Source organism: Burkholderia sp. RS01, from assembly GCF_039748055.1.
Classification (GTDB): Bacteria; Actinomycetota; Actinomycetes; order Actinomycetales; family Micrococcaceae; genus Arthrobacter.
The window spans coordinates 152,339-173,484 of record NZ_JBDLAK010000009.1 but is presented as its reverse complement, the minus strand read 5'-3'; the positions used below and the strand labels follow the sequence as shown (position 1 = coordinate 173,484).

At 64.2% G+C, this 21,146-nt stretch carries 23 protein-coding genes and 1 pseudogene; 10 read left to right on the top strand and 14 right to left on the bottom strand.

Features of this window, described 5'->3' with window-relative positions:
• Positions 1 to 111: 111 nt before the first annotated feature.
• Together ABFP37_RS10735 and ABFP37_RS10730 are read right to left on the bottom strand one after the other, a co-directional pair.
• Positions 112 to 267 carry a hypothetical protein gene (locus ABFP37_RS10735; RefSeq protein ID WP_185982320.1) on the bottom strand — a complete coding sequence of 52 codons (156 nt, stop codon included), beginning with the start codon at positions 265 to 267 and terminating at the stop codon, positions 112 to 114.
• On the bottom strand, positions 264 to 389 hold the full coding sequence (locus ABFP37_RS10730) for a hypothetical protein (protein ID WP_260680829.1): 126 nt from the start codon (positions 387 to 389) through the stop codon (positions 264 to 266). The genes ABFP37_RS10735 and ABFP37_RS10730 overlap by 4 nt, the downstream gene beginning before the upstream one ends.
• A gap of 115 nt (positions 390 to 504) precedes the next feature.
• On the opposite strand from ABFP37_RS10730, the gene ABFP37_RS10725 reads away from it, so the two are divergent.
• Positions 505 to 1,422, top strand: a complete 918-nt coding sequence (locus ABFP37_RS10725; protein WP_347033569.1) for a GntR family transcriptional regulator — start codon at positions 505 to 507, stop codon at positions 1,420 to 1,422.
• Positions 1,423 to 1,438: 16 nt separating this feature from the next.
• Here the strand turns inward: ABFP37_RS10725 and ABFP37_RS10720 are convergent, their stop codons facing one another.
• From ABFP37_RS10720 to ABFP37_RS10710, 3 genes are all read right to left on the bottom strand, one after another.
• Entirely contained in the window at positions 1,439 to 2,563 is a 1,125-nt protein-coding gene (locus tag ABFP37_RS10720) for a S8 family serine peptidase (protein ID WP_347033568.1), read from the bottom strand.
• A gap of 227 nt (positions 2,564 to 2,790) precedes the next feature.
• A complete protein-coding gene (locus ABFP37_RS10715; protein WP_347033567.1) occupies positions 2,791 to 3,639 on the bottom strand; it encodes an alpha/beta fold hydrolase in 849 nt (282 codons plus the stop codon).
• 296 nt (positions 3,640 to 3,935) lie between these two features.
• Positions 3,936 to 4,691: an FCD domain-containing protein gene (locus ABFP37_RS10710; RefSeq protein ID WP_078027641.1), complete on the bottom strand. Its 756-nt coding sequence runs from the start codon at positions 4,689 to 4,691 to the stop codon at positions 3,936 to 3,938.
• Between the two features lie 181 nt (positions 4,692 to 4,872).
• On the opposite strand from ABFP37_RS10710, the gene eat reads away from it, so the two are divergent.
• The 5 genes from eat to ABFP37_RS10685 all read left to right on the top strand — a co-directional run bounded on the left by eat (position 4,873) and on the right by ABFP37_RS10685 (position 10,664).
• On the top strand, positions 4,873 to 6,312 hold the full coding sequence (gene eat / locus ABFP37_RS10705) for an ethanolamine permease (RefSeq protein ID WP_078027642.1): 1,440 nt from the start codon (positions 4,873 to 4,875) through the stop codon (positions 6,310 to 6,312).
• Between the two features lie 74 nt (positions 6,313 to 6,386).
• Positions 6,387 to 7,769, top strand: coding sequence for a glutamine synthetase family protein (locus ABFP37_RS10700; protein ID WP_078027643.1), 1,383 nt, complete (start codon positions 6,387 to 6,389; stop codon positions 7,767 to 7,769).
• Positions 7,750 to 8,514, top strand: coding sequence for a gamma-glutamyl-gamma-aminobutyrate hydrolase family protein (locus ABFP37_RS10695; protein ID WP_347033566.1), 765 nt, complete (start codon positions 7,750 to 7,752; stop codon positions 8,512 to 8,514). The genes ABFP37_RS10700 and ABFP37_RS10695 overlap by 20 nt, the downstream gene beginning before the upstream one ends.
• The gene (locus ABFP37_RS10690) at positions 8,495 to 9,862 is read left to right on the top strand and encodes an aldehyde dehydrogenase family protein (RefSeq protein ID WP_347033565.1); all 1,368 of its coding nucleotides are present in this window, start codon (positions 8,495 to 8,497) and stop codon (positions 9,860 to 9,862) included. Before ABFP37_RS10695 ends, ABFP37_RS10690 begins: the two co-directional genes overlap by 20 nt.
• Positions 9,863 to 9,884: 22 nt before the next feature.
• Positions 9,885 to 10,664 (top strand): 3-oxoacyl-ACP reductase, encoded by a 780-nt coding sequence (locus ABFP37_RS10685; RefSeq protein WP_347033564.1) that lies wholly within the window; start codon positions 9,885 to 9,887, stop codon positions 10,662 to 10,664.
• A gap of 47 nt (positions 10,665 to 10,711) precedes the next feature.
• On the opposite strand, the gene ABFP37_RS10680 is transcribed toward ABFP37_RS10685, so the two are convergent.
• The 8 genes from ABFP37_RS10680 to ABFP37_RS10645 all read right to left on the bottom strand — a co-directional run bounded on the left by ABFP37_RS10680 (position 10,712) and on the right by ABFP37_RS10645 (position 16,899).
• Positions 10,712 to 11,305: a nucleoside hydrolase gene (locus ABFP37_RS10680; RefSeq protein ID WP_347033563.1), complete on the bottom strand. Its 594-nt coding sequence runs from the start codon at positions 11,303 to 11,305 to the stop codon at positions 10,712 to 10,714.
• Between the two features lie 177 nt (positions 11,306 to 11,482).
• Positions 11,483 to 12,751, bottom strand: coding sequence for an MFS transporter (locus ABFP37_RS10675; RefSeq protein ID WP_347033562.1), 1,269 nt, complete (start codon positions 12,749 to 12,751; stop codon positions 11,483 to 11,485).
• Positions 12,752 to 12,872: 121 nt separating this feature from the next.
• Positions 12,873 to 14,273 (bottom strand): MBL fold metallo-hydrolase, encoded by a 1,401-nt coding sequence (locus ABFP37_RS10670; protein WP_347033561.1) that lies wholly within the window; start codon positions 14,271 to 14,273, stop codon positions 12,873 to 12,875.
• Between the two features lie 111 nt (positions 14,274 to 14,384).
• Positions 14,385 to 14,747, bottom strand: coding sequence for a thioredoxin (trxA, locus tag ABFP37_RS10665; protein ID WP_078027649.1), 363 nt, complete (start codon positions 14,745 to 14,747; stop codon positions 14,385 to 14,387).
• Between the two features lie 50 nt (positions 14,748 to 14,797).
• The gene (locus ABFP37_RS10660; protein ID WP_078027650.1) at positions 14,798 to 15,094 is read right to left on the bottom strand and encodes a rhodanese-like domain-containing protein; all 297 of its coding nucleotides are present in this window, start codon (positions 15,092 to 15,094) and stop codon (positions 14,798 to 14,800) included.
• 65 nt (positions 15,095 to 15,159) lie between these two features.
• On the bottom strand, positions 15,160 to 15,567 hold the full coding sequence (locus ABFP37_RS10655) for a rhodanese-like domain-containing protein (protein WP_347033560.1): 408 nt from the start codon (positions 15,565 to 15,567) through the stop codon (positions 15,160 to 15,162).
• Positions 15,524 to 16,282 (bottom strand): sulfite exporter TauE/SafE family protein, encoded by a 759-nt coding sequence (locus tag ABFP37_RS10650; protein WP_347033559.1) that lies wholly within the window; start codon positions 16,280 to 16,282, stop codon positions 15,524 to 15,526. Before ABFP37_RS10650 ends, ABFP37_RS10655 begins: the two co-directional genes overlap by 44 nt.
• Positions 16,279 to 16,899, bottom strand: a complete 621-nt coding sequence (locus ABFP37_RS10645) for a rhodanese-like domain-containing protein (protein ID WP_347033558.1) — start codon at positions 16,897 to 16,899, stop codon at positions 16,279 to 16,281. The genes ABFP37_RS10650 and ABFP37_RS10645 overlap by 4 nt, the downstream gene beginning before the upstream one ends.
• A 123-nt stretch (positions 16,900 to 17,022) precedes the next feature.
• Here ABFP37_RS10645 and ABFP37_RS10640 point away from each other — a divergent pair, with 123 nt between their 5' ends.
• From ABFP37_RS10640 to ABFP37_RS10625, 4 genes and pseudogenes are all read left to right on the top strand, one after another.
• Complete coding sequence (locus ABFP37_RS10640; RefSeq protein ID WP_062071535.1) at positions 17,023 to 17,280, top strand: metal-sensitive transcriptional regulator; 258 nt, start codon at positions 17,023 to 17,025, stop codon at positions 17,278 to 17,280.
• 33 nt (positions 17,281 to 17,313) lie between these two features.
• On the top strand, positions 17,314 to 17,721 hold the full coding sequence (locus ABFP37_RS10635; RefSeq protein WP_347033557.1) for a DUF302 domain-containing protein: 408 nt from the start codon (positions 17,314 to 17,316) through the stop codon (positions 17,719 to 17,721).
• Positions 17,722 to 17,732: 11 nt separating this feature from the next.
• Entirely contained in the window at positions 17,733 to 18,119 is a 387-nt protein-coding gene (locus ABFP37_RS10630) for a DsrE family protein (RefSeq protein ID WP_347033556.1), read from the top strand.
• A 265-nt stretch (positions 18,120 to 18,384) separates the two neighbouring features.
• Positions 18,385 to 19,239 (top strand): annotated as a pseudogene (locus ABFP37_RS10625) (Mu transposase C-terminal domain-containing protein); the annotation flags it as partial.
• A 55-nt stretch (positions 19,240 to 19,294) separates the two neighbouring features.
• Here the strand turns inward: ABFP37_RS10625 and ABFP37_RS10620 are convergent.
• Positions 19,295 to 20,848, bottom strand: a complete 1,554-nt coding sequence (locus tag ABFP37_RS10620) for an amino acid permease (RefSeq protein ID WP_347033555.1) — start codon at positions 20,846 to 20,848, stop codon at positions 19,295 to 19,297.
• Positions 20,849 to 21,146: the final 298 nt, after the last annotated feature.

The window sequence follows — 21,146 nt, the reverse complement described above, 5'->3', positions numbered from 1 at the left end:
CGGTTCCGTTCGGACGACGTCGGGATCCGGATACCCGGTTCACGGCTAAGCGTACGACGCAGAGCTGAGTAAACCCTCCGCCGCCGAAACCAGGCCCGCCGGTTGCCAGATTCAGTTGCCGTTGTAACGGGCAAGCGCTTCCATGTAGACGGCGGCGGTTTCATAGTCGCCCCTAGCGGTGTACTTGGCGATGATGTTCGCCAGGTCGCGTTTAATGACCCAATGCGCGTCGTACGGTTCACGAGAACGGGGAACGAAATCGTTCATGATGTCCCACCTGCTTGCGCCTCTTCACGCTCCAGCAGATAGAGCAGAAATGCCGCCTGCTTGTCGATTTCCCTCTGTTTGCGCGGGGAAATCCAGTCCAGCAATTCTTGATCGTCAGCCATGATGTCCACTCCTTCCGGCTATGAATTGATGGTGACCCCGTTCAGGCAAGATCGGCGAAAGTTTCACGAAAGATAGGCGAAGGTCTTGCCGGCGGCAGCTTTGGCCCGGCCGAACGTGACACCCGAACGTGCGCTTTTCCGCAGTGGACGCGTCGCCTACATAGATCCGCTGACCTTGTCCAACAAACGCGTCACACCCCGCGGTACGCTGGACTTCCCCGACCAAACGCAAGCGAGGCATAACGTGCACGAGGACGCCGCCAGGTTCCTGTCCCAGCCGGTGCAGGCCCAGCCCGGCTCACCGCTCCGGGTTGCCGTGTACTCCCGGATCGCCGAGGCCATCCGCAACAACCTGCTGACGCCGGGCTCGATGCTGCCCACGGAAACCGAGCTCGGCACGGACATGAAGGTCAGCCGCACCGTGGTCCGCGAAGCTCTCATGCTGCTCGAGGAGGACGGCCTCATCCGGGCCCGCCGCGGCGTCGGCCGGTTCGTCTCCGACACCCTCCCCCGCATCGGCATCGAGCGGATCCGCCCCTTCGAGGAAGTCCTCGGCGGCCCAGGGCAGCACATCGAGATCAAACGCGTCCAAAGGGAGCGGCAGCCCGCCTCCGAGTTCGTCGCCCCCGGCATCGGTGTCGAACCCGGCGCCGACTGCTGGCTCTGGGAGTCCGTCCTGATCCGCGACGGCGAGGCCATCGCCCACCTGCAGGAGAACATCTCCGCCGGGCCGGTCAGCTTCGCCAGCGGTTCCGCTGCCGCCGCCACGTTGGAGCTCGACGACGACGGCGGCACCACGCTGCTCGCGGCGCTCTACAAACGCGGTGGCCGGGTTCTGGGACCGGGCGAATGCCAGATTGGCCTGAGCCAGGTAGGGCCCAGCCGGGCCAAGCTCCTGGACCTGCGCGCATCGGATCCGGTCCTCGTGCTGACGCAGTACGTCAGGCACGCAAACCGGCCCTTCTACCTGGCGAAGTGCCTCATCCCGGACCGCGTCGGGCACCTCTCCGTGATGCAGTCCCTCCAGTCCTAGACCCAAGGACCGGAAACTACCGGACGGCTCTGTCTGCGTTTACGCGGCCGTGGGCCCAGTAGGTACCAGTGCCGGAAATGGGGTCTGCGGTTGATTCGACGTTTGCGCGGACTGACGTGTTCGTTGCGCCGGGGTGGGAGCTCCAGGCAAGCGCGGCCGTGGCGGCGACGATCGGTGAGGACATCGAGGTCCCGTTGCCGACGTCGTAACCGAAAGAGCGGTTGTTCTGCGTCCCGAGGACGAACGTGTGGTTCGGGAAGGTTGAGTAGACGTTGACTCCGGGTGCTGCGATGTCCACCCAGCTGGCACCGTAGGTCGAGAACGATGCTTTGGCGTCGGTGTTGTCGGTAGCGGCGACGGCAATGACGTTGGGGTATGCGCCAGGGTAGATTTTGGTCTGGTTACTGCCGTTGCCTGCCGCGGCAACGAGCACCACACCATTACTCCAGGCGTTATTGACGGCAGTTTCGAGTGTGCGTGACGCCCGCACTCCGAGGCTCATATTGATAACCTTCGCACCGTTATTGACGGCCCAGTTGATCCCGTTTGCAAGGGTTGAGCTAGATCCAACACCGCTGTCGTTCAGCACCTTTCCAGCCAGAATCGTGCAACCCGGGCATACACCGGCCACACCAACGGTATTGTGACTGGCCGCGACGATACCGGCCACGTGGGTGCCGTGGCCGTAATTGTCTTCATTTGTTGCCGAACTACTGAAATTGGCCCGTAGTACAACCTTCGGGTTGATGTCGGGGTTGTCGCTGGCAACACCCGAATCAAGAACGGCGACTTTGATGCCGCTACCTGTCGTGACGTTCCACGCTTCGACGGCGTCCACATCAGCGTCCACCGTGCCCCCTGCTACAGATAAGGTGCCGGCAGTGTTGGTAAATGACTGGCCATTGTTTTGCAGGGCGTACTGGCGGGGGAAATACTCGTCCGCTGTAGAGGCAGTAGCGAGCTCGTCCGGCTCGGCGTAGTCGACAGCCGGGTTCCGGCTTAGGGCGTCGATGAGTTGAAGCTCTTTGCCGGCCGGCACTTTGATGAGCTGAGCGCCGGTGCTGCCGATACTGGGGCCCGCACTGAGGCCATGCTGGCGCAGTACGCCGGCTGCCGCGCCTTTGTCGCGGAAGTTCACCATGATGTGCCCCGCAATGTGTGACGGCTGGGCCGCCGCATTGCTCGGGAGTGCGTTGCTTGGGGCTACGGCGTTGCTCGGGGCAGCGAACGTGATTGCGCCACAGCCTATGACTACCGCCGCGAAACTAGCTATAACGATTCTCTTCATGGGGAGTATCTTGCTTCAATCTGCACTGGCTAGATAGTGACTTCCGGAAAGTTACCCCCGCGGCCTGCCGTCATTTACTGCTAAAGGCACCTGGGCTGGTAGGCCGGATCAGCGGGACCGGACGCATTACCTAGCGCGTGGGCCACAATCTGGTGCACCACGGGGTCGTTCGGCGTCTGGTCGTGTTCGAAGACATCGGCCGGGCACTTGTCTTGGATGGTGATGTTGGTGACCTGCCGCGCGGGGCCGTTAAGGAACTGGCTGTTGTAGGGGACCACCACTTCGTCGTGGACCGTGGAGACGACGGTGTAGGAGGGCCCCGCAACAGTGTCCCCGATGGAGTTGAGCTTCTGCATGAAAGCCGACCCTGCCTGCTGGTCGGCGCAGGCGGCACAGCCCAGGCCGGTGTAGTTCGGATCCGGGACAACGCCCGGCGACGGGACGATCACACCTTCGGTGCCGTGGTTGGAGGGTGCGATACCAATGAGGTGATGAACATACTTGGCGCCGCCGAGAAAGCCCATGTAGTAGCGGGGCATCATGCCGCCTTGGCTGTGGCCCACGAGGTCCACCTTCTTGGCGCCAGTGGCGCTGCGGACCGCATCCACGAATGGCGCCAGTTCCTGCGCAGACTTGGCCACCGGGGCGGTGGCATACACTCCGTTCGTCTCGCCGTAGTTGAGGGCGAAGACGCAGTACCCGGCGCTCTTGAGGTGGGGCGACAGGGTGGACCAGTTCTTCTCCATGCTCTCGAAGGTGCCCGGCACCAGGATGACCGGATAGGGATGCGCGGCCGTTGGTTTGCAGGACCAGTCGTTGGCTCCCGGCGGGGAAATCTCAACGAGGCCTGCTTGGGCTGGAGCCGCAGCCAGGGACAAGGCAATGGCGGCGGCAGCGGTAACGGACAGGGCTCTGGTGAGCAGCGACATGAAAACCTCTTTGTTCGTGTGTCGGGGGCCGGGGGCAGGAGCAAGACCTAGTTCAGCGTCTGAGCCAGTGCTTGCCCCGGGTACTCAAATGTAGGCAGCCCGGAGTCCGGTACGGCCATGATTTTGCACGGATGTGCGCGGAAATCGGCTGTCTGGCGAAGCCTGTCTGGCCTGACGTGACTCTCCGGCCTAACCCAAAGCTACTGGTCAGTAGCTTTTATCGCAGGACGGCGGCCAGGGAGAACCGCCAGACGCATCTGCACAAACGTGCAATGCGGGTATGGCACTCAAGCAGGTCAGGGAACGTCGGATGTTGCTGCCGAGGAATTCTCCGGCGAGAGCAGGAATCCATGGAGCAGCGAGGCCGTGCCCTGCAGGTGATCCAGGGCAGCGCGGTAGGCGCCGTCCGCATCGCCGCGGAGTATGGCGTCGATGATTTCCTGATGCTGCCGGTTGGAATGCTCAAGGTTGGGCTCCAGGAACGGGATGCGGTCCAGAAGGTCACTTACCCGTGCACGCGCGTCTGCAACGGCGGCAACCAGGCTTGGCGATCCACTCACCTCTGCGATGGCCACGTGGAACCTCGCATCCTTCGGCCTGTACAGTTCCGCGGGTGCCCCTGCCACGTCAGCGAGGGTGTTCAGCAGATGGCGCCTCTGCCCGGGAGACAGCATGGCCTGCGCGGCCAGCGATGCTGCGGCCGGTTCCAGCACGGCGCGGTAGGTTAGAACGTCATTGACCTCCGCAGGGTCGAGGCCTGCAGCGCCCCTCAACTCCCCCAGCCTCCGCGCCGAGACGTAGGTTCCGCCGGACCTGCCGCGGCGGACTTCCACGTAGCCGGCCTTTTGGAGCTCCGCCAGGGCGTCGCGCAGCGTTGCCCTGGATACTCCCAGCAATTCCGAGAGCTCGCGCTCGGCAGGTAATTTGTCACCCACGCCGAAAAGCCCCAGCTTGATGTTCTGGAGCAGCCGTTCGATGGTTTCCTCGAAGGCGTTCCCATGCCGGACCGGCCGTATGAGCCTAGTGGGGACCCCAAGCAATGCCTCTTCCATAACCCCATCCTAGCGCGGTCTAATAACAGGCCTATGATTCACCCGGTTTTAGGCGTAAGCCTGGCCCATTTCGGTGAAATTCACCATCACCCTTGACTCCTTGCGGTGATGTGCACCACACTGGCAAAGGGCTTTTGGACTAATTACAGACCATTAAGACCCTTGAAAGAAGGGAAATCCCATGTCATTACGTCCCTCGGAGCAGCCCGTCAACGACGACCAAGGCTACCTCCATCACCGTCAACTCAAACGTGGAGCGGCCGGATGGGTCCTGCTGGCAGGGCTCGGAGTCGCCTATGTGATCTCCGGAGACTTCGCCGGCTGGAACCTGGGCCTGGCCCAGGGCGGCTGGGGCGGCCTGCTCATCGCATTCATTCTGATGGGCATCATGTACACGTGCATGGTGTTCGGTCTGGCCGAACTGTCCTCCGCCCTGCCAACCACCGGCGCGGGCTACGGATTCGCACGCAGGGCGCTTGGCCCGCTGGGCGGCTTTGCCACCGGAATGGCCGTGCTGATCGAATACGCTGTTGCACCGGCCGCCATCGCCACCTTCATCGGCGGCTATGTCGAAGCCCTGGGGCTGTTCGGCCTCACCAACTCCTGGCCGGTCTACCTTGTAACCTTCGCTGTTTTCGTCGGAATCCATCTCCGGGGAGTTGGCGAGGCACTGAAACTCATCTTTGCGATCACCACGATAGCCGTCGTTGCTTTGGCGGCGGTGGTCGTCGGCCTGGTACCGCACTTCAACGCGGCAAACCTCTTCGATGTTGTGCCGGACGGTTCGCCGACGTCCAGCGCGTTCCTCCCCATGGGCATCGGCGGCGTGGTGGGTGCCCTCGTATACGGCATCTGGTTCTTCCTCGCCGTCGAAGGCGTTCCACTGGCAGCGGAAGAGACCGCCGACCCCAAAAAGGACATGCCCCGCGGCATCATCGTCGCTCTCCTGGTGCTGGTGATCTTCGGAGCCCTGATGCTCGTCCTGGTTCCCGGTGCGGCCGGATCAGGCGCGATGGGTACCTCAAGCAACCCCCTCCCGGAAGCGATCCGCCGGGCTTATGGTGGCAATACGATCCTCGCCGACTTTGTGAACTATGCAGGACTGGCAGGGCTAGTGGCCAGCTTCTTCTCCATCATCTATGCCTACTCCCGGCAACTGTTCGCACTGTCCCGCGCAGGGTACCTCCCCAAGTGGTTGTCATTGACGGGTAAGAGGCGTACGCCGTATTGGGCGCTCATCGTTCCCGGCACCCTCGGATTCGTCCTGGCTGCCGCCACGGGCAACGGCGCCCTGCTCATCAATATCGCGGTTTTCGGGGCCACCGTCTCGTACGTGCTATTGAACCTGTCGCACATAGTCCTGCGGGTAAAGGAACCAGACCTTCCCCGGGGATACCGGACCCCCGGGGGTGCCGTCACCACAAGCATCGCCCTGGCCCTGGCTGCCGTTGCCGTCGTTGCCACCTTCGTGGTCGATGTACTGGCTGCGTCCATCACCGCCGCTGTGTTCGCGGCTGCGCTGCTTTATTACTGGTTCTACAGCCGCCACAGGATTGTGGCCGGCGCACCCGAAGAGGAGTTTGCACAGCTCGCGGCAGCCGAAGCCGAACTCAGCAACTGATTCACGCTCGCCGGCACTGTCCGGCGGAGAGCACGGATCACGTCCAACACCCCGATCGAAGTTATGGAAATCAAATGACCAATGAAATCGCAGTGAAAGACTCCCCGGCAAGGCTGACCGTCGAGGAGCTGAAGCAGAAGGTTGCCTCAGGTGAAATCGACACGGTGGTCGTAGCCATCACCGACTCGCTGGGCCGGTTGCAGGGCAAGCGCTGCGGCGCGAGGTCCTTCCTCGAGGACGTCCTCGGACATGGGGCCGAAGGCTGCAACTACCTCCTTTCCGTCGACGTGGAAATGAACACGGTCGATGGATACGCAATGTCGTCCTGGGCAAACGGCTACGGTGACATGGTCATGCGGCCCGACGTCAGTACGCTTCGGCTGGTGCCGTGGCTGGCGGGCACGGCGATGGTCCAGTGCGACATCCTCTGGCTTGATGGCCGCCCCGTCACCCAGTCGCCGCGGCAGATCCTTCGTGCCCAGATCGAACGCCTCGAGGCCCTCGGATACCGTGCCCACATCGGCACGGAACTTGAGTTCATCATGTTCGACGACAGCTACGAGCAGGCATGGGACAAGCAGTATGTGGGGCTGAAGCCGTCCACCCGCTACAACGTCGATTACTCCCTGCTTGCGACGGCCGGCCTCGAACCGGTCATCCGCGACATCCGCAACAGCATGGAAAGCGCCGGGCTCGTCGTCGAATCCTCAAAGGGTGAGTGCAACCACGGCCAGCAGGAAATCACCTTCAGGTACGCAGAAGCGCTCCAAGCCTGCGACAGCCACGCGTTCTACAAGAACGGTGCCAAGGAGATCGCGGGCAAGCACGGCAAAAGCATCACGTTCATGGCCAAGTACAACGAGCGGGAAGGCAGTTCCTGCCATATCCACTTCAGCCTGACGGACCTGGACGGCAATCCGGTGCTTGCAGGTGACGGTGAGCACGGCTTCAGCCCCCTGATGGAGCATTTCGTCGCGGGCCAGCTGGCAGCCATGAAGGAACTCTCGTACTTCCTGGCGCCAAACATCAACTCGTACAAGCGCTTCGTCGAGGGCAGCTTCGCACCGACCGCCATCGCGTGGGGCCTGGACAACCGCAGTTGTGCACTGCGCATCGTGGGGCGCGGCGCCGGCCTCCGCGTGGAAAACCGGGTGGGCGGCGGTGACGTCAACCCGTATCTGGCCGCGGCAGCACTGATTGCGGCAGCCATTCACGGCATCGAGAACGAGTTGCCCCTGGAGCCCGTCATGGCCGGGAACGCCTACGAGTCCACTGCCGACCGGATCCCGACGACGCTTCGTGACTCGCGCTCACTGCTGGTCACCAGCGAAATCGCCCGCAAGTCCTTCGGCGACGAAGTGGTGGACCACTATGTGCACGCGGCCGACGTCGAGCTCAAGGCATTCGACAGTGCAGTCACAGATTGGGAGCACAAGCGTGGCTTTGAACGTCTCTGATTCCTACCGGCCGAGAATCGGCCTCACCACCTACTACCAAGAGGCCGCCTGGGGAGTCTGGAAGGCCGATGCGGCCATCCTGCCCGGAACCTATGTACAGGCAGTGGTCGCTGCCGGCGGCACGCCGGTTCTGCTGCCGCCGGTAGGCACAGACTCCACAATCGTTGACCTCCTGGACGGGCTCATCATCGCGGGGGGAACCGACGTCGGCCCGGAGCAGTACGGCGCGGAGCCCCATGAACTGACCCGCTCCCAACCGGCGAGGGACACCCATGACATCGCCCTGACCAGGGCGGCGCTGGCCACAGGGCTTCCGCTGTTTTCCATCTGCCGCGGCGCCCAAATCCTCAACGTGGCCCTGGGAGGATCCCTGATCCAACACGTCCCGGACGTCAATCCGGGCGCAGCCCGGTACCAGCCGGCGCCCGGAGTGTTTGGCAACGTCGAGTTCACCACCGCGCCCGGCAGCATCAGCGAAAGCCTGCTCGGGCCACGGGCCAGCGCCCCCTGCTACCACCACCAGGCCATGGACCGGATCGCGGATGGACTGTCTGTGACGGCGGCGTCGCAGGACGGAACCGTACAGGCACTCGAGACGACAGCAGGGGGATGGGTGCTGGGAGTGCAGTACCACCCCGAACAGAACCCGGAGGACCTGCGTCTTTTCAGGGGATTTGTTGAAGCAGCCCGCAACTACCGCCAAGTACGAACGGAGAACCTAGTCGATGTCCACCAGCACGTTTGACGTCCTGAACCCGGCCACGGAAGAGATCATTGAAACGGTCCCGCTCGCCACACTGGAAGAAACGGACCGCGCCATCGAAAAGGCCGCCGTGACCTTTGAAACGTGGCGCAACGTCTCACCCGCCGACCGGGCACTGCTGCTGCGCCGCTTCGCCGCTGCAGTGGATGCCGACCTTGAGAACCTCGCCCAACTCGAAGTGATCAACGCCGGCCACACCATCGGAAACGCCCGGTGGGAGGCAGGAAACGTCCGGGATGTCCTCGCGTACTATTCCGGCGCACCCGAACGCCACACGGGCCAGCAGATACCTGTTGCCGGAGGCGTCAATGTCACCTTCAACGAACCCTTGGGTGTTGTGGGAGTTATCGTCCCGTGGAACTTCCCGATGCCCATTGCCGCGTGGGGATTTGCTCCGGCGCTTGCAGCGGGCAACACCGTCGTCCTCAAGCCTGCCGAGCTGACGCCGTTGACCGCCCTGCGCCTCGGGCAGCTGGCGCGGGAAGCCGGACTGCCCGACGGCGTGCTCCAGATCATTCCCGGCAAGGGATCCGTCGTCGGTGAGCGCTTCGTCACACACCCGGCTGTGCGCAAGGTGGTTTTCACCGGTTCAACGGGCGTCGGCAAGCGGATCATGGCCGGCTGCGCTGAGCAGGTTAAGCCGGTGACGCTGGAGCTGGGCGGCAAGAGCGCGAACATCATCTTTGCTGACGCAGATCTGGAGGCGGCCGCAGCGGCAGCCCCTGGCGGGGCCTTTGATAATGCCGGCCAGGACTGCTGCTCCCGGTCCCGCATCCTGGTTCAGCACGATGTGTACGAACGGTTCCTCGAACTGCTTGAACCTGCCGTCAAAGCGCTGAAAGTCGGGGACCCCCGCGACGAGGACGTGTTCATGGGGCCGCTGATTTCCGCCGCGCAGCACCGCGCCGTGGCAGGCTTCGTGCCTGATGGCGCGCCCGTCGCATTCCGCGGATCGGCGCCCGAAGGCAAGGGGTTCTGGTTCCCGCCCACCGTCCTGACTCCGTCCCGCGAGGACAGGGTGATGCAAGAGGAGATCTTTGGCCCGGTCGTGGCAGTAGTCCCCTTCAAGGACGAAGCTGACGCGCTCCACCTGGCCAACGACACCATCTACGGATTGTCCGGCTCCATCTGGACCAGGGACATCGGACGCGCACTGCGGGTTGCCCGCGGACTGGAATCCGGAAACCTGTCCGTCAACTCGCATTCATCCGTCAGGTACTCCACGCCGTTTGGCGGATTCAAGCAGTCAGGCCTGGGCCGTGAGCTGGGACCTGACGCCCTCAACGCCTTCACCGAAACCAAGAACGTTTTCATCTCCACCACCGCCTGAACACAAGACGAGGAAAAGCAAAATGATTGAAGTCATCTCCAACCGACTCAAAGGCCGCAGCGCAGTCATCACCGGCGGCGCAAGCGGAATCGGACTAGCCACCGCACGTCGGTTCGCATCCGAGGGGGCGCACGTTGTGATCGCCGATCTCGATCCGACCGCCGGGCAGCGTGCCGCCGAAGAAATCGACGGCCTCTTCGTCAAAGTGGACGTCACCAGCGAGGAAGAGGTCAAGAACCTCTACGCCGTGACCAACGAAACCTACGGCAGCGTGGACATCTCGTTCAACAATGCCGGCATCTCTCCGGCGGACGACGCCTCCATCATCGACACGGGCATCGACGCCTGGCGGAGGGTGCAGGAAGTGAACCTCACGTCCGTGTTCTACTGCTGCAAGTACGCCCTGCCCTACATGCAGGCGCAGGGCAAAGGGTCCATCATCAACACGGCATCCTTTGTCGCGGTAATGGGCGCAGCCACGTCCCAGATCTCGTACAGCGCCTCCAAGGGCGGCGTCCTGTCGATGAGCCGTGAACTCGGGGTCCAGTTCGCCCGCGAGGGCATCCGGGTAAACGCCCTGTGCCCCGGCCCCGTCAACACGCCCCTGCTGAAAGAGCTTTTTGCCAAGGACCCCGAGAAGGCCGCCCGCCGGCTGATCCATGTTCCCCTCGGCAGGTTCGCCGAACCTGAAGAGCTGGCCGCTGCCGTGGCCTTCCTTGCCAGCGATGATGCGTCATTCATCACCGCCTCCACCTTCCTCGTCGATGGCGGCATTGCCGGAGCCTACGTGACCCCCGAGTAGGCAGCGAGTTCACGCTGAGGGCCACGCTGGGCGTGGCCCTCAGCGCTTTAGTGGCGCACCGGTGCCGCGGTCAGGCGACCGCCGCACCCACGGCAGCGGGCGCCGGGCTGCTCCGGGTAGTCCAGGTACCGTCCGCGGAGGTCGCAGACGGTCTGGCCGCGGCCCGGCCCAAAAGTGGTGTCGACGTCGACACGCACCGCCGGGGCGACGGCGGCTTTGACGCCGCCCACCGCGAGCGCGGCGGCGAGGGGGTCGTGCATGGCGGAGCAGGCACGGCCGAAGATGCCTTCGTAGAACCGGAAGTAGTGGCCGAGCATCGCCCCCAGCGCCTGCGGAACCGGGTGGCCGGCGGCCAGCAGCTCCTGCCGGTGGCTTTCCTTCAGCACGTTGGACATGGTCACGTCCAGCGGCACCAGGGTGATGTTCCAGTCGGCGGCGAAGACATCCGCGGCGGCCTCGGGGTCGTTCCTTCGGGAGCGCCAGCCCGCGGATCCGGGTTCGGCCCGCCCGGTGTCTGTGTCGAGCCCGGCGCCGACTGCTGGCTCTGGGAATCGGCCCTGATCCGCGACGGCGGGGCCATCGGCCACCTGCAGGAGAACTTCTCCGCCGGGCCGGTCAGCTTCGGTAGGCGGCCTGACCATCCGCTTGGACACTTACCGCTGCCATTCTCAGACAATTTTGGAGGCTAGCCGCGGACGGGTCAGAAACGGTCGTCATTGACCTGGGGGGGAAGAGCGAAGCCGGGTGCTATTCTCACCCGGCTTCCCTCCTTCTGGTCTTGTGGATTTGATCGCTTTATTGCGGTCTTCCTTGATCGCCTACGCGTGGTCGTTGTCGCGCATGCGGACGGCTACAACGACGCCGGATACTGCGGTGAGCGCGGCGATGGCGGCGATGGCGGTGGGAATGCCGTAGAGGTCGGCGAGGATGCCGGAGAGGAGCGCACCGACTGCAAAGCCGCCGTCGCGCCACAATCTATATACGCCCACGGATCGCGCCCGCCAGGCAGGGTGGGCTACGTCGCCGATGGCAGCCAGCAGGGTTGGGTAGACCATGGCCGTACCGAGTCCCAGGACGATGGCGGCTCCGAGCCATGGGCCGAAGCTGTGGGCTGAGGCGGTGATTCCCAAACCCGCGGCCTGGACGATCATGCCGGTTGTGATGAACCATTTTCGGCCCCACCGGTCGGACGCGGCGCCGGTAACCAGTTGGGCGGCGCCCCAGGCTGCGGGGTAGGCGGCGGCAAGGATGCCGATCTGGCCTAGGTTCAGCCCGGCGCTGGCGAACAGGACGGGGAAGAGTCCCCAGGCCAGGCCGTCGTTGAGGTTGTTGACGAGGCCGGCTTGGCTTGCTGCTGAGAGGGACCGGTCCTTGAAGCTGGTGAGGGTAAACACCTGGCCGGTCGTGAGTCCAGCATGGGCGCTGCTGTGGGCCTCTACGTGCTGGGTGGCCTCGGTCTGGGCGTGGTGGTGGGTTTCCCTGACGGCAAGGACTGTCAGTCCAAGGCCCAGGGCGATGTAGGCGGCTCCGAGCAGGAAGGGGGCAGGGCGGAGGCCGTAGGTGGTGGCCAGGTAGCCGGTAACCAGTGCGGTCACGGCGACGCCCAGGTAGCCGGCCGCCTCGTTAAAGCCCATGGCCAGGCCGCGCCGCTTCGGGCCCACGAGATCCATTTTCATGATGACCGCGGTGGACCAGGTGAGGCCCTGACTGATGCCGAGCAGCACGTTGGCCGCCACGATCCAGGCCCAGGATGGGCCAAGGATGAGCATAAGCGGAACCGGTACAGCGGCCAGCCAGCCAGCGACGAGAACAGGTTTGCGGCCATACCTGTCGGAAAGCGTTCCGGCGAAGTAGTTCATCGCGGCCTTGGACAGGCCGAACGCCAAGATGTACGTCAGCGCGCCTGTGTACAGGTCGAGGTGGAATGTTTGTGAGGCGAGCAGGGGCAGGACGGTGCGTTCCTGGCCAAGGGTGCCGCCGACCAGGGCGTTGACGGTGACCAGCAGCATGAACTGGGCCAGGTTCTGCCGCAGGCCCAGCGCGAGCCCGGTTGAACCGGAGGCGTTCGGAAGTGTTTTGCCCGGCATTGGTTGTTCCGTCCTGGTCAGTGACATGAAGGTGGCCCGGGTGCGTTGGGGGAACGCGCCCGGGCCGGGAGCCCGGGCTGGAGGGGGGTCCTGCCCGGACGGTTTTAGGGTGGTTGGGCCTTTAGGCTGCGGGGACGCTGTTGTGCCAGGTGCTCCACGCGGCGTAGCTGCCGTCTAGTTCGACGACGTCGTACCCGGCCCGGCGCAGGGCACTGGCGGCCACGGAGTTCCGGACACCGGACTGGCAGTACGTCACGATCGTTCCCTCGCCCGGGAGCTTGTCCAGGTGCCACATCACGCGGCCCCCGCTGAGCTGGTACGAACCCGGGATGTTGCCGGCGATGTGCTCGCTGCGGTTGCGCACGTCCAGAACCATGGCCGCGTCGAAGCCCTTGAGTTCCTCGGGCTGGATCAGCTTGGGGGTGAAGGTGGGCAGCCCCTCGATGCTGGTGACGTAACCGGCGACGTTGTCGATGCCGACCCGGACCAGGTGGTCCCACATGTCCTGCGCAGCCTCCTGGTCCTTGGCCAGGAGGACCAGCGGGTTCCTGTCCGTCTCGGGGTTCACTACCCAGGCACCGTAGCTGGCCACGGACTTCCCGGCCGGAACGTTCAGCGAACGGACTACCGTGCCTTCGTGGACTTCGGAATTGGGGCGGGTGTCGATGAAGGTCAGGGTGTCCTCGGCCAGGCCTGCGGCGACCATGCCGGTCGCCAGTTCGGCCAGCGGGGTGCGTTCGCCCATGACGGCCGGGCCGACGCGGTTTTCGCGCTTCATCCGGCCGAAGTAGGCGTGCGCGTCAGGCTGTCCATCGAGGAGCTCGTCGATGAAACCCTGCTCGTCGTTGGCGGCCAAGTAAGGTCCCCACCAGGAGTAGAGCCGCTCGTAGCCCACAGTCGACGACGGGATAGCACCCAGTGCCTTGCCGCAGGCGCTGCCGGCGCCGTGAGCGGGGTGGACCTGGACATAATCGGGAAGGGTGAGGAACTTGTCCCGCAGGCTGGCGAAGAGCTGCTTGGCGCCTTCAAAGCGGGTGTCCACGCCGCCCGCTGCCTCGTCCAGCAGGTCGGGCCGGCCTAAGTCGCCGGAGAAGACAAAGTCACCGGAGAGCAGGTAGCCGGGCTGGTCGCTGAACGCGCCGTCAGTGACCAGGAAGGACAGGTGCTCCGGCGTGTGTCCGGGGGTGTGGACAGCCTGGATGCTGATGTTGCCGACGGTGATCTTGTCACCGTCGTAGAGGCGTTCGCCGTCGAATTCGTACTGCCACTCCGGTCCGCCCTCGCCGGAAACGTAGATCTTCGCGCCGGTCGCTGCGGCCAGTTCGCGGGTGCCGGAAAGGTAGTCGGCGTGGATGTGGGTCTCGGTGACGGCCACGACCTTCATGCCGTTCTTCTCGGCAAGCTCCTGGTAGACCGCGATGTCGCGGCGGCCGTCGACAACAACGGCGGTGCCGTTGGCCTGGCAGCCGATCAGGTAGCTGGCCTGGGCAAGGTCTTCATCGTAAATGCGCTCGATAAGCATCTGGTGCTCTCCTTCATGAAGGGGGTCTCTGATAACAAGTTTAGATACCCCGGGGGGTATAACGCAAGGGGACTGCCGCCAAGGTCATTTGGGCGCGGCGGCCGGGGCCGGTCAGGCGTGCTGGTGGCCGGCCTCGGCGCGGAGTTTGTCCGGGTCCAGGTTTTTCACGGCCTGGATGACTTCCTCCAGGCCCGTGGCGTTCAGGGCGCCGGGCTGGGAGAAGACCAGGGTCTTGTCCTTGAAGGCCATCAGGGTGGGGATGGACGTGATGTTCGCTGCGGCAGCGAGGGCCTGCTCGGCTTCGGTATCCACCTTGGCGAAGGTAATGTCCGGGTGGCGCTCTGCTGCGGCGCCGTAAGTGGGGGCGAACATGCGGCAGGGCCCGCACCAGGCTGCCCAGAAGTCGACAAAGACGATGTGGTTGTCCTCCAGGGTCTGGGCGAAGGATTGGCCGGTGATGTCGATGGTTGCCATGATCTGTCGTGTCCTTTCGGGCGGGTTGTGTGGTTGCCCTGCGGCGGGGGCTAGGTGGTGGGGAGTCCGGCGCGGGTCCAGGCGGTCATGCCGCCGGCCATGGTGTCCGCTTTGTAGCCGGCGCCGTTGAGGGCATCGGCGACGGCGGCGCTGCGGTTGCCGCTGCGGCATACGGCGATCACGGGGATGGCAGGGTCCAGCTCGCCCAGGCGCGCCTGCAGCTGGCCCATCGGGATGTGCAGGGCGCCGGGGATCATGCCCTCCGCGACTTCGAAGTCCTCTCGGACGTCGAGGATCCGGGCGGTGGAGCGGCGCTGTTCGGCTTCGGTGATGGTGATTTCAGCCATGATGGTTCTCCTTCGAAGTGGTTTTCGGCTGGTGGGGAGGTCCTTGTCCAGGTGTGGGTGCTTGCTCAGCGGACGGGTTCGCCGGCTTGGCGCCAGGCGGCCATGCCGCCGCGCACCGAGTAGGCGTCGTAACCCTTGGCGGCCAGGAACCGGGCTGCTGAGGCGGAGCGTACGCCGGAGGCGCAGACGGCGATCACCGGGCGGGTTCTCTGGATGCCGGCGGTGCTTGTCTGCAGCCGATCAAGTGGGACGTGCGTGGCCTGCGGCGCGCGGCCGGTCCGCCATTCCTGGGCTGACCTGACGTCGATGAGCGTGGCCCCGGAACCCAGGAGTTCCATGGCCTGCGCCACGGAGATGGTCTTGTAGGGCTTGCTGAAGGCCTTCTTGAGGGAATCGATCAGTCCCTTGGTGTTCTCCTCTGTGGATGGGTCAGGCGGTAACGGCGCCGGCGGTGACCCATGCCGCGACGGCAAAGATGAGTACCGCGAAAGAGATGCGGATGTGTTTGTCCTTGAGGCGGCGGGCAAACCGGGCGGCAACGACCGATCCCACGATGGCCGGTACCGCGAACGCCAGCGTGGTGGCCCAGTCGATGGTGTAGCCGGCGGCGTGGGCGCTGAACCCCGCCGCGGAGTTGACGACGATGATTGCCAGCGAGGTCCCAACGGCCTGCTTCATGCGCAGCCCCAGCAAGATGGTCAGCGCGGGGGTGATGAGGAAGCCGCCGCCCACGCCGAGCAGTCCGGTGAGGAACCCGACGAGCAGGCCCACCCCCACGGCCTTCGGGGCGCAGGACCGGAAGGCCCTGCCCGGCCCGGTGCTGCAGGATCCCTCGGTTTCGCGGGTCTTCATGAGCATGCGGATGCCCGCGGCCACCATGATCACCGCAAATACCAGCATCAGGATGTTGGGATCCAGCAGCTTGCCTACGGCCGCACCAGCCCAGGCTGCAGGGACGCCGGCACCTCCCACCAGTGCTATCACCGGCCAGTTCAGGCCCTCGCGGATCCTGGGGATCAGGGCTGCCAGCGAGGATATGCCCACGACCAGCAGCGAGGTAGGAATGGCCTGGGCAGCGCTCATCCCGACGCCGTAGACCAGGGCTGGAACGGCGATGATGGACCCGCCGCCGCCCACTACGCCCAGGACGATGCCGACGACGAGCCCCAGACCCAGGGCCGGGATCATGCCGCGGCGTCCTCTGTGGCCGTCTGCAGAGGAAGCTGCAGGATGGCGCTTTCGCGGGTAAGTTCCTTGGCGGCCTTGTTCCACGGCATGGCAGAGAGGGCATTGCCCATGGCGCAGGTGTTGGTCGCCGCGGAGAACGTCAGCCCGGCGCCGATGGCGCCGGCCAACATCCGGACCTTTGGGGAAACGAACCTGCCCCCGGCCAGGCCCAGCATCACCAGGGAGCCTGCGGCCAGGCGGACCTGGCGCTCCAGGTCCCAGCGGCCCTTGCCCTTGACCACGTCGCCGCCGGCAGCAGCGAAGCCGGGAACGCCGCCGGTGAGCACGTAGGCGGTGTCGAGGCCCACGGTGGCCATGCGCTGCCGGGCCTGCTCGGCGCGCACGCCGGACTGGCAGACCAGGACCACGCGGGAGCCCAGCCGGGCGGCGAGCTCGTCGGTGTGCTCGGACAGCAGCGGCAGCGGCACGTTGTAGGAGCCGCGGATGTGCATGGATTCGAATTCGGCAGCGGAACGCACGTCGATGACGACGAGGTCCTGGTGTTCAGTGATCCAGGTCTGGAGGGTTTCGGGGGCGAGTGCCGTAACGGCGACGGTGGCTTTGGAGGGGGAAGTCATAAGTGGCCTCTCGGAAGGGGTCGGGTGGATACCCCACCGAGTATTACAGATACCCCCCGGGGTAGTCAAAACACCCGTGGGGGTATATGGTTGAGGGCAGCACCCCATCGATGGAGAACCCCTATGGAATTGAACCCAACCGAACTCACGCCCGTGATCAACCGCCTCAAGCGCGCCCAGGGCCAGCTCGCCGCTGTCACCCGGATGCTCGAGGAAGGGCGGGACTGCAAAGACGTAGTCACCCAGCTGGCGGCCGTGTCCAAAGCCCTTGACCGGGCCGGCTTCGCCATCATCGCTACGGGCCTTGAGCAGTGCATCGTCCAAAAGGACGCCACCATGGACAAGAAGGACCTGGAGAAGCTCTTCCTCTCCCTTGCCTGACCAGACCCCCGTTTCAGCCCCCAAAGGAGAACCATGACGTACACGCTCAGCACGACCATCGATCTTCCATGGGACGAAGCCGTGAAGCGCACCCGGGAGGCCTTGGCAGCCCAGGGATTCGGGGTCCTCACCGAAATCGACGTCCGGTCCACGTTCGAAGCCAAACTGGGTGTCGAAGCCGCTGACGCCGTCGGTGACTACGTCATCCTCGGTGCCTGTAACCCCGCACTGGCCAGCCGCGCCCTTGCCGCCGAACCCGAGATTGGAGCACTCCTGCCCTGTAATGTCGTCGTACGCCGCGGCCAGGATGCAGGAGTCACCACCATCGAGGCCATCGACCCACAGACCATGGTCCAGCTCAGCGCTGCTCCTGCCGTCAAGGAAATCGCCGACGACGCCGGTACCCGCCTCCGGAACACCCTCGCAGCACTAAACAGCTGACACGGACAACCATGACCGCCAACGAGGGCTCACCCATGTCATCACCAGGACCGAATGATCCGGGCCGGCTCCTCCATGCAGCCGGTCCGCTTGATGCGGAATCACTGGCCGGCGTGCTGCGCAGTTCAGCCAATGCCCGAGCGGCACTTAAGCACGGCCCGGCGATCGAAGTGGTCGTTCAAGGCGCAGGTGTCCGACTGCTCACCAGACACTCGCCGATCAAAGAGGCGATCACCAATATCCGGCAACTCGGCGTAGAAATTCTCGCGTGTGCAAACAGCCTGCGCTCAGCAGGACTGGAAACAGCTGACCTTGCCGTTCGCATCGGCACTGTTCCAGCAGCAGTGGCGCACCTGACGAAACGCCAGTGGCAAGGCTGGGCCTACGTCAGGCCCTGAGCACCATCCCACCCACCTGCGCCCGGAGACACCACATGCGCGCGCGTCAATGCCGGTATTGTCGCTGCTAGACAGAACGGGACGCGCTTTGGCAGGCCAGCCTCCGATCCGATTGTTATCGCAGACAAGCTGTCAGCGCCGGACCCAAGGGCGAAGGGGCGTACGGCCGAAGACGCGGCTCGCCTGGTGGGCTGGAGCCGGGCAACGTTGTACCGACATCAGCACGCTCTTGCCGCCCGAGAGAGTACCCGTACTTAGTGCTGGTGACATCCTCATCATGGGATTGAACGGGAAACCGGACCGGCCTTGGCTGACCACTGTTACGGACGATCATTCCAGGGCAATCTGCGGCTACATGGTCTTTACCGGTGCTCCCTCAGCCCTCAACACCGCACTCTCACTGCGGCAGGCCGTCTGGCGGAAGAGTGATCCCGCCTGGGCGATGTGCGGCATTCCCGACATCCTGCACGTGGACCACGGCTCTGACTTCACCAGCAACCACATCGAACGCACGCGCTTCTTCGGCACCGTCAACACCGATTTTTTAGCCTCGCTCCCCGGCCACCTCGGCCCCGGGAGCCGCAAACCACAACCCTCCCTCGACCTTCCCCGGCTAGACCAAGCCATTGGCACATTCATTGCCACCTACAACGAAAGACCCCACCAGGAACTCGGGCATTCTCCTCGGGACGCCTGGGTCTCCGACGGCTTGCTTCCCCGGTTGCCCGACAGCCTCGAACTGCTCGACGGCCTACTGCTCACCGTGCCCAAACACCGCACGGTGCAACGCGACGGCATCCACTTCCAAGGCCAGCGCTATCTCGCCCCAACACTCGCCCCGTTCGTCGGACACACCTTAACGATCCGCTATGACCCCCGCGACATCTCCGAAATCCGCCGGGTGATCTATGCGACCAACGCGATCGAATCCCTCAACGCCCGCTACCGGCGCGCGGTGCGGGCGAGGGGCCATTTCCCGAACGATGCCGCGGCGCTGAAATGCCTCTACCTCGTGACCCGGTCCCTTGACCCCACAGGGCAGGGCCACGCACGATGGGCCACGAGGTGGAAACCGGCTTTGAACGCGTTCGCGATCGCATTCGAGGGCAGAATCAACTAACCACAAGCCAGGCCAGACCCACCGTTTTTCTGACAGACCCGCCAGCGCAGCATGGTTACTGGGTGCCGCCCCTCGGTTCGTCCTCGAGGTCCTTAGGTGCCGTGAGATCCATCTCGAGCAGCGGCACCACTTTGGACTTGGTGATGAAGCGGTGGGCCAGCCATAGAACGATGAAGACTGGCAACCCGATGTAGGAGGAAAGCACCTCCATGGTCCGTCCGGCAAGCACAGCCTCGTAGTTCTGTCCCGCGATGACCAGTATCAGCAGGGCGAACGCCAGCAGTGGGCCAATGGGGAACAGCGATGCTTTGTATGGCAGGTCGCTGACCTTGTTTCCCTGGGCCAGGAAGCCGCGCCTGAAACGGTAGTGGGAGACCGCGATTCCCGCCCAGACGATGAAGCCGCATAGGCCTGACATGTTCAGCAGCCAGGAGTAGGCTGCACCCTGACCGACGATCGCGGAGAGGAACCCGAAGAGTCCCACGGCCGCGGTCGCCATCAACGCCGGGATCGGCACACCACGCCCATTGGTTCGGCCGAAGATCTTCGGGGCCATGCCGTCGTGGGCCATGGCGTAGAGCATCCGGGTGGAGGCATACAGTCCGGAGTTGCCCGCGGACAGGATGGCGGTCAGGATCACGGCGTTCATCAAGGCCGCTGCGAAGGCGATTCCGGCGCGCGAGAAGACCAGGGTAAACGGCGATGCTGCAATATCGGACTCGCCGGAGGCCAGCAGGCTCGGATCGCTGAACGGGATCAGGCAGCCGATGATAAAGATGGCACCAATGTAGAAAAGCATGATGCGCCAGAAGACAGTGCGGATAGCCTTCGGCACTTCGCGACGCGGGTTCTTGGCTTCGCCTGCGGCGACTCCCACGAGCTCGGTGCCCTGGAAGGAGAACCCGGCAACCATGAAGACCGAGATGATCGAGACCCAACCCCCATGGAACACGTCATCGCGGTTTTCCCAGTTGCTCAGTCCCGGAGAGTTATCCCCGAGGATGCCGAAAATCATCAGCACGCCGGCGATCAGGAAGAGCACCACTGCGCTGACCTTGATCAGGGAGAGCCAGAACTCCGACTCACCAAAGGACTTCGCCGAGAGGGCATTGAGCCCGGTCAACACCAGCAGGAAGATCCCGGCCCACACCCATCCTGGGACCCCCGGGAACCAGAAGTCCATGATGATTCCGGCCGCGACCAGCTCGGCGGCCACTGTGATGGCCCAGTTGAACCAATAGTTCCAGCCGATCGCGAACCCAAAGGACGGGGAGACGAAACGGGTGGCAAAGGACTGGAAAGAACCGGCGACCGGAATCTTGGCCGCCATCTCGCCCAGTGACTGCATCAACAGGAATACCATCAGCCCGACCAGCGCGTAGGCGAGCAACGCACCGCCGGGACCCGCCTGGGAAATGGTGCTGCCCGAGGCCACGAACAGCCCGGTACCGATAGCACCGCCGATAGCGATCATCTGCAGGTGGCGGCTGCTTAGCCCGCGCTTGAGTTCGTTGCCGGTTTCGCCGGAGGCGCGATCTGCCCCTATCGCAATAGAGGACCCCTGTAGGGCTGTTTCATCGGGTTTGATGTCTACGGAAGTTCCGCTCATTGGTGTCATGCAACACCGCCAAGGGAGCTAAGAATCAGTCCTGAACCGGAGCAAAGAGCGGTTTCAGGGGTGGTGCCGGGAGCAATAGCCCGATCACTTATTTGCGTGTGGGAGCCAAGTCCCATGGTGCCTCCGAAAAGGTAGCTGCGGTGGATTAAAGCCTTCCGGAGCCCCGGTCCGGGAAGGATGGTGATCAAGCTAACACACGTGAAGGGAGCGACCTTTGGCGTGGCGAATGTTGCACGCCCCACGGGTCAAGTCCTTACGCATGGGCATGGGTTACTCGATTTGAGCCTAA

Bases quoted from the DNA above. Each gene is read 5' to 3' on its own strand.
- ABFP37_RS10735 (WP_185982320.1), bottom strand. From the start codon at position 267: ATGAACGATTTCGTTCCCCGTTCTCGTGAACCGTACGACGCGCATTGG.
- ABFP37_RS10730 (WP_260680829.1), bottom strand. From the start codon at position 389: ATGGCTGACGATCAAGAATTGCTGGACTGGATTTCCCCGCGCAAACAG.
- ABFP37_RS10720 (WP_347033568.1), bottom strand. From the start codon at position 2,563: ATGGTGAACTTCCGCGACAAAGGCGCGGCAGCCGGCGTACTGCGCCAG.
- ABFP37_RS10715 (WP_347033567.1), bottom strand. From the start codon at position 3,639: ATGTCGCTGCTCACCAGAGCCCTGTCCGTTACCGCTGCCGCCGCCATT.
- ABFP37_RS10710 (WP_078027641.1), bottom strand. From the start codon at position 4,691: ATGGAAGAGGCATTGCTTGGGGTCCCCACTAGGCTCATACGGCCGGTC.
- eat (WP_078027642.1), top strand. From the start codon at position 4,873: ATGTCATTACGTCCCTCGGAGCAGCCCGTCAACGACGACCAAGGCTAC.
- ABFP37_RS10700 (WP_078027643.1), top strand. From the start codon at position 6,387: ATGACCAATGAAATCGCAGTGAAAGACTCCCCGGCAAGGCTGACCGTC.
- ABFP37_RS10690 (WP_347033565.1), top strand. From the start codon at position 8,495: ATGTCCACCAGCACGTTTGACGTCCTGAACCCGGCCACGGAAGAGATC.
- ABFP37_RS10685 (WP_347033564.1), top strand. From the start codon at position 9,885: ATGATTGAAGTCATCTCCAACCGACTCAAAGGCCGCAGCGCAGTCATC.
- ABFP37_RS10680 (WP_347033563.1), bottom strand. From the start codon at position 11,305: ATGGTCAGGCCGCCTACCGAAGCTGACCGGCCCGGCGGAGAAGTTCTC.
- ABFP37_RS10675 (WP_347033562.1), bottom strand. From the start codon at position 12,751: ATGCCGGGCAAAACACTTCCGAACGCCTCCGGTTCAACCGGGCTCGCG.
- ABFP37_RS10670 (WP_347033561.1), bottom strand. From the start codon at position 14,273: ATGCTTATCGAGCGCATTTACGATGAAGACCTTGCCCAGGCCAGCTAC.
- trxA (WP_078027649.1), bottom strand. From the start codon at position 14,747: ATGGCAACCATCGACATCACCGGCCAATCCTTCGCCCAGACCCTGGAG.
- ABFP37_RS10660 (WP_078027650.1), bottom strand. From the start codon at position 15,094: ATGGCTGAAATCACCATCACCGAAGCCGAACAGCGCCGCTCCACCGCC.
- ABFP37_RS10650 (WP_347033559.1), bottom strand. From the start codon at position 16,282: ATGATCCCGGCCCTGGGTCTGGGGCTCGTCGTCGGCATCGTCCTGGGC.
- ABFP37_RS10645 (WP_347033558.1), bottom strand. From the start codon at position 16,899: ATGACTTCCCCCTCCAAAGCCACCGTCGCCGTTACGGCACTCGCCCCC.
- ABFP37_RS10640 (WP_062071535.1), top strand. From the start codon at position 17,023: ATGGAATTGAACCCAACCGAACTCACGCCCGTGATCAACCGCCTCAAG.
- ABFP37_RS10635 (WP_347033557.1), top strand. From the start codon at position 17,314: ATGACGTACACGCTCAGCACGACCATCGATCTTCCATGGGACGAAGCC.
- ABFP37_RS10630 (WP_347033556.1), top strand. From the start codon at position 17,733: ATGACCGCCAACGAGGGCTCACCCATGTCATCACCAGGACCGAATGAT.
- ABFP37_RS10620 (WP_347033555.1), bottom strand. From the start codon at position 20,848: ATGAGCGGAACTTCCGTAGACATCAAACCCGATGAAACAGCCCTACAG.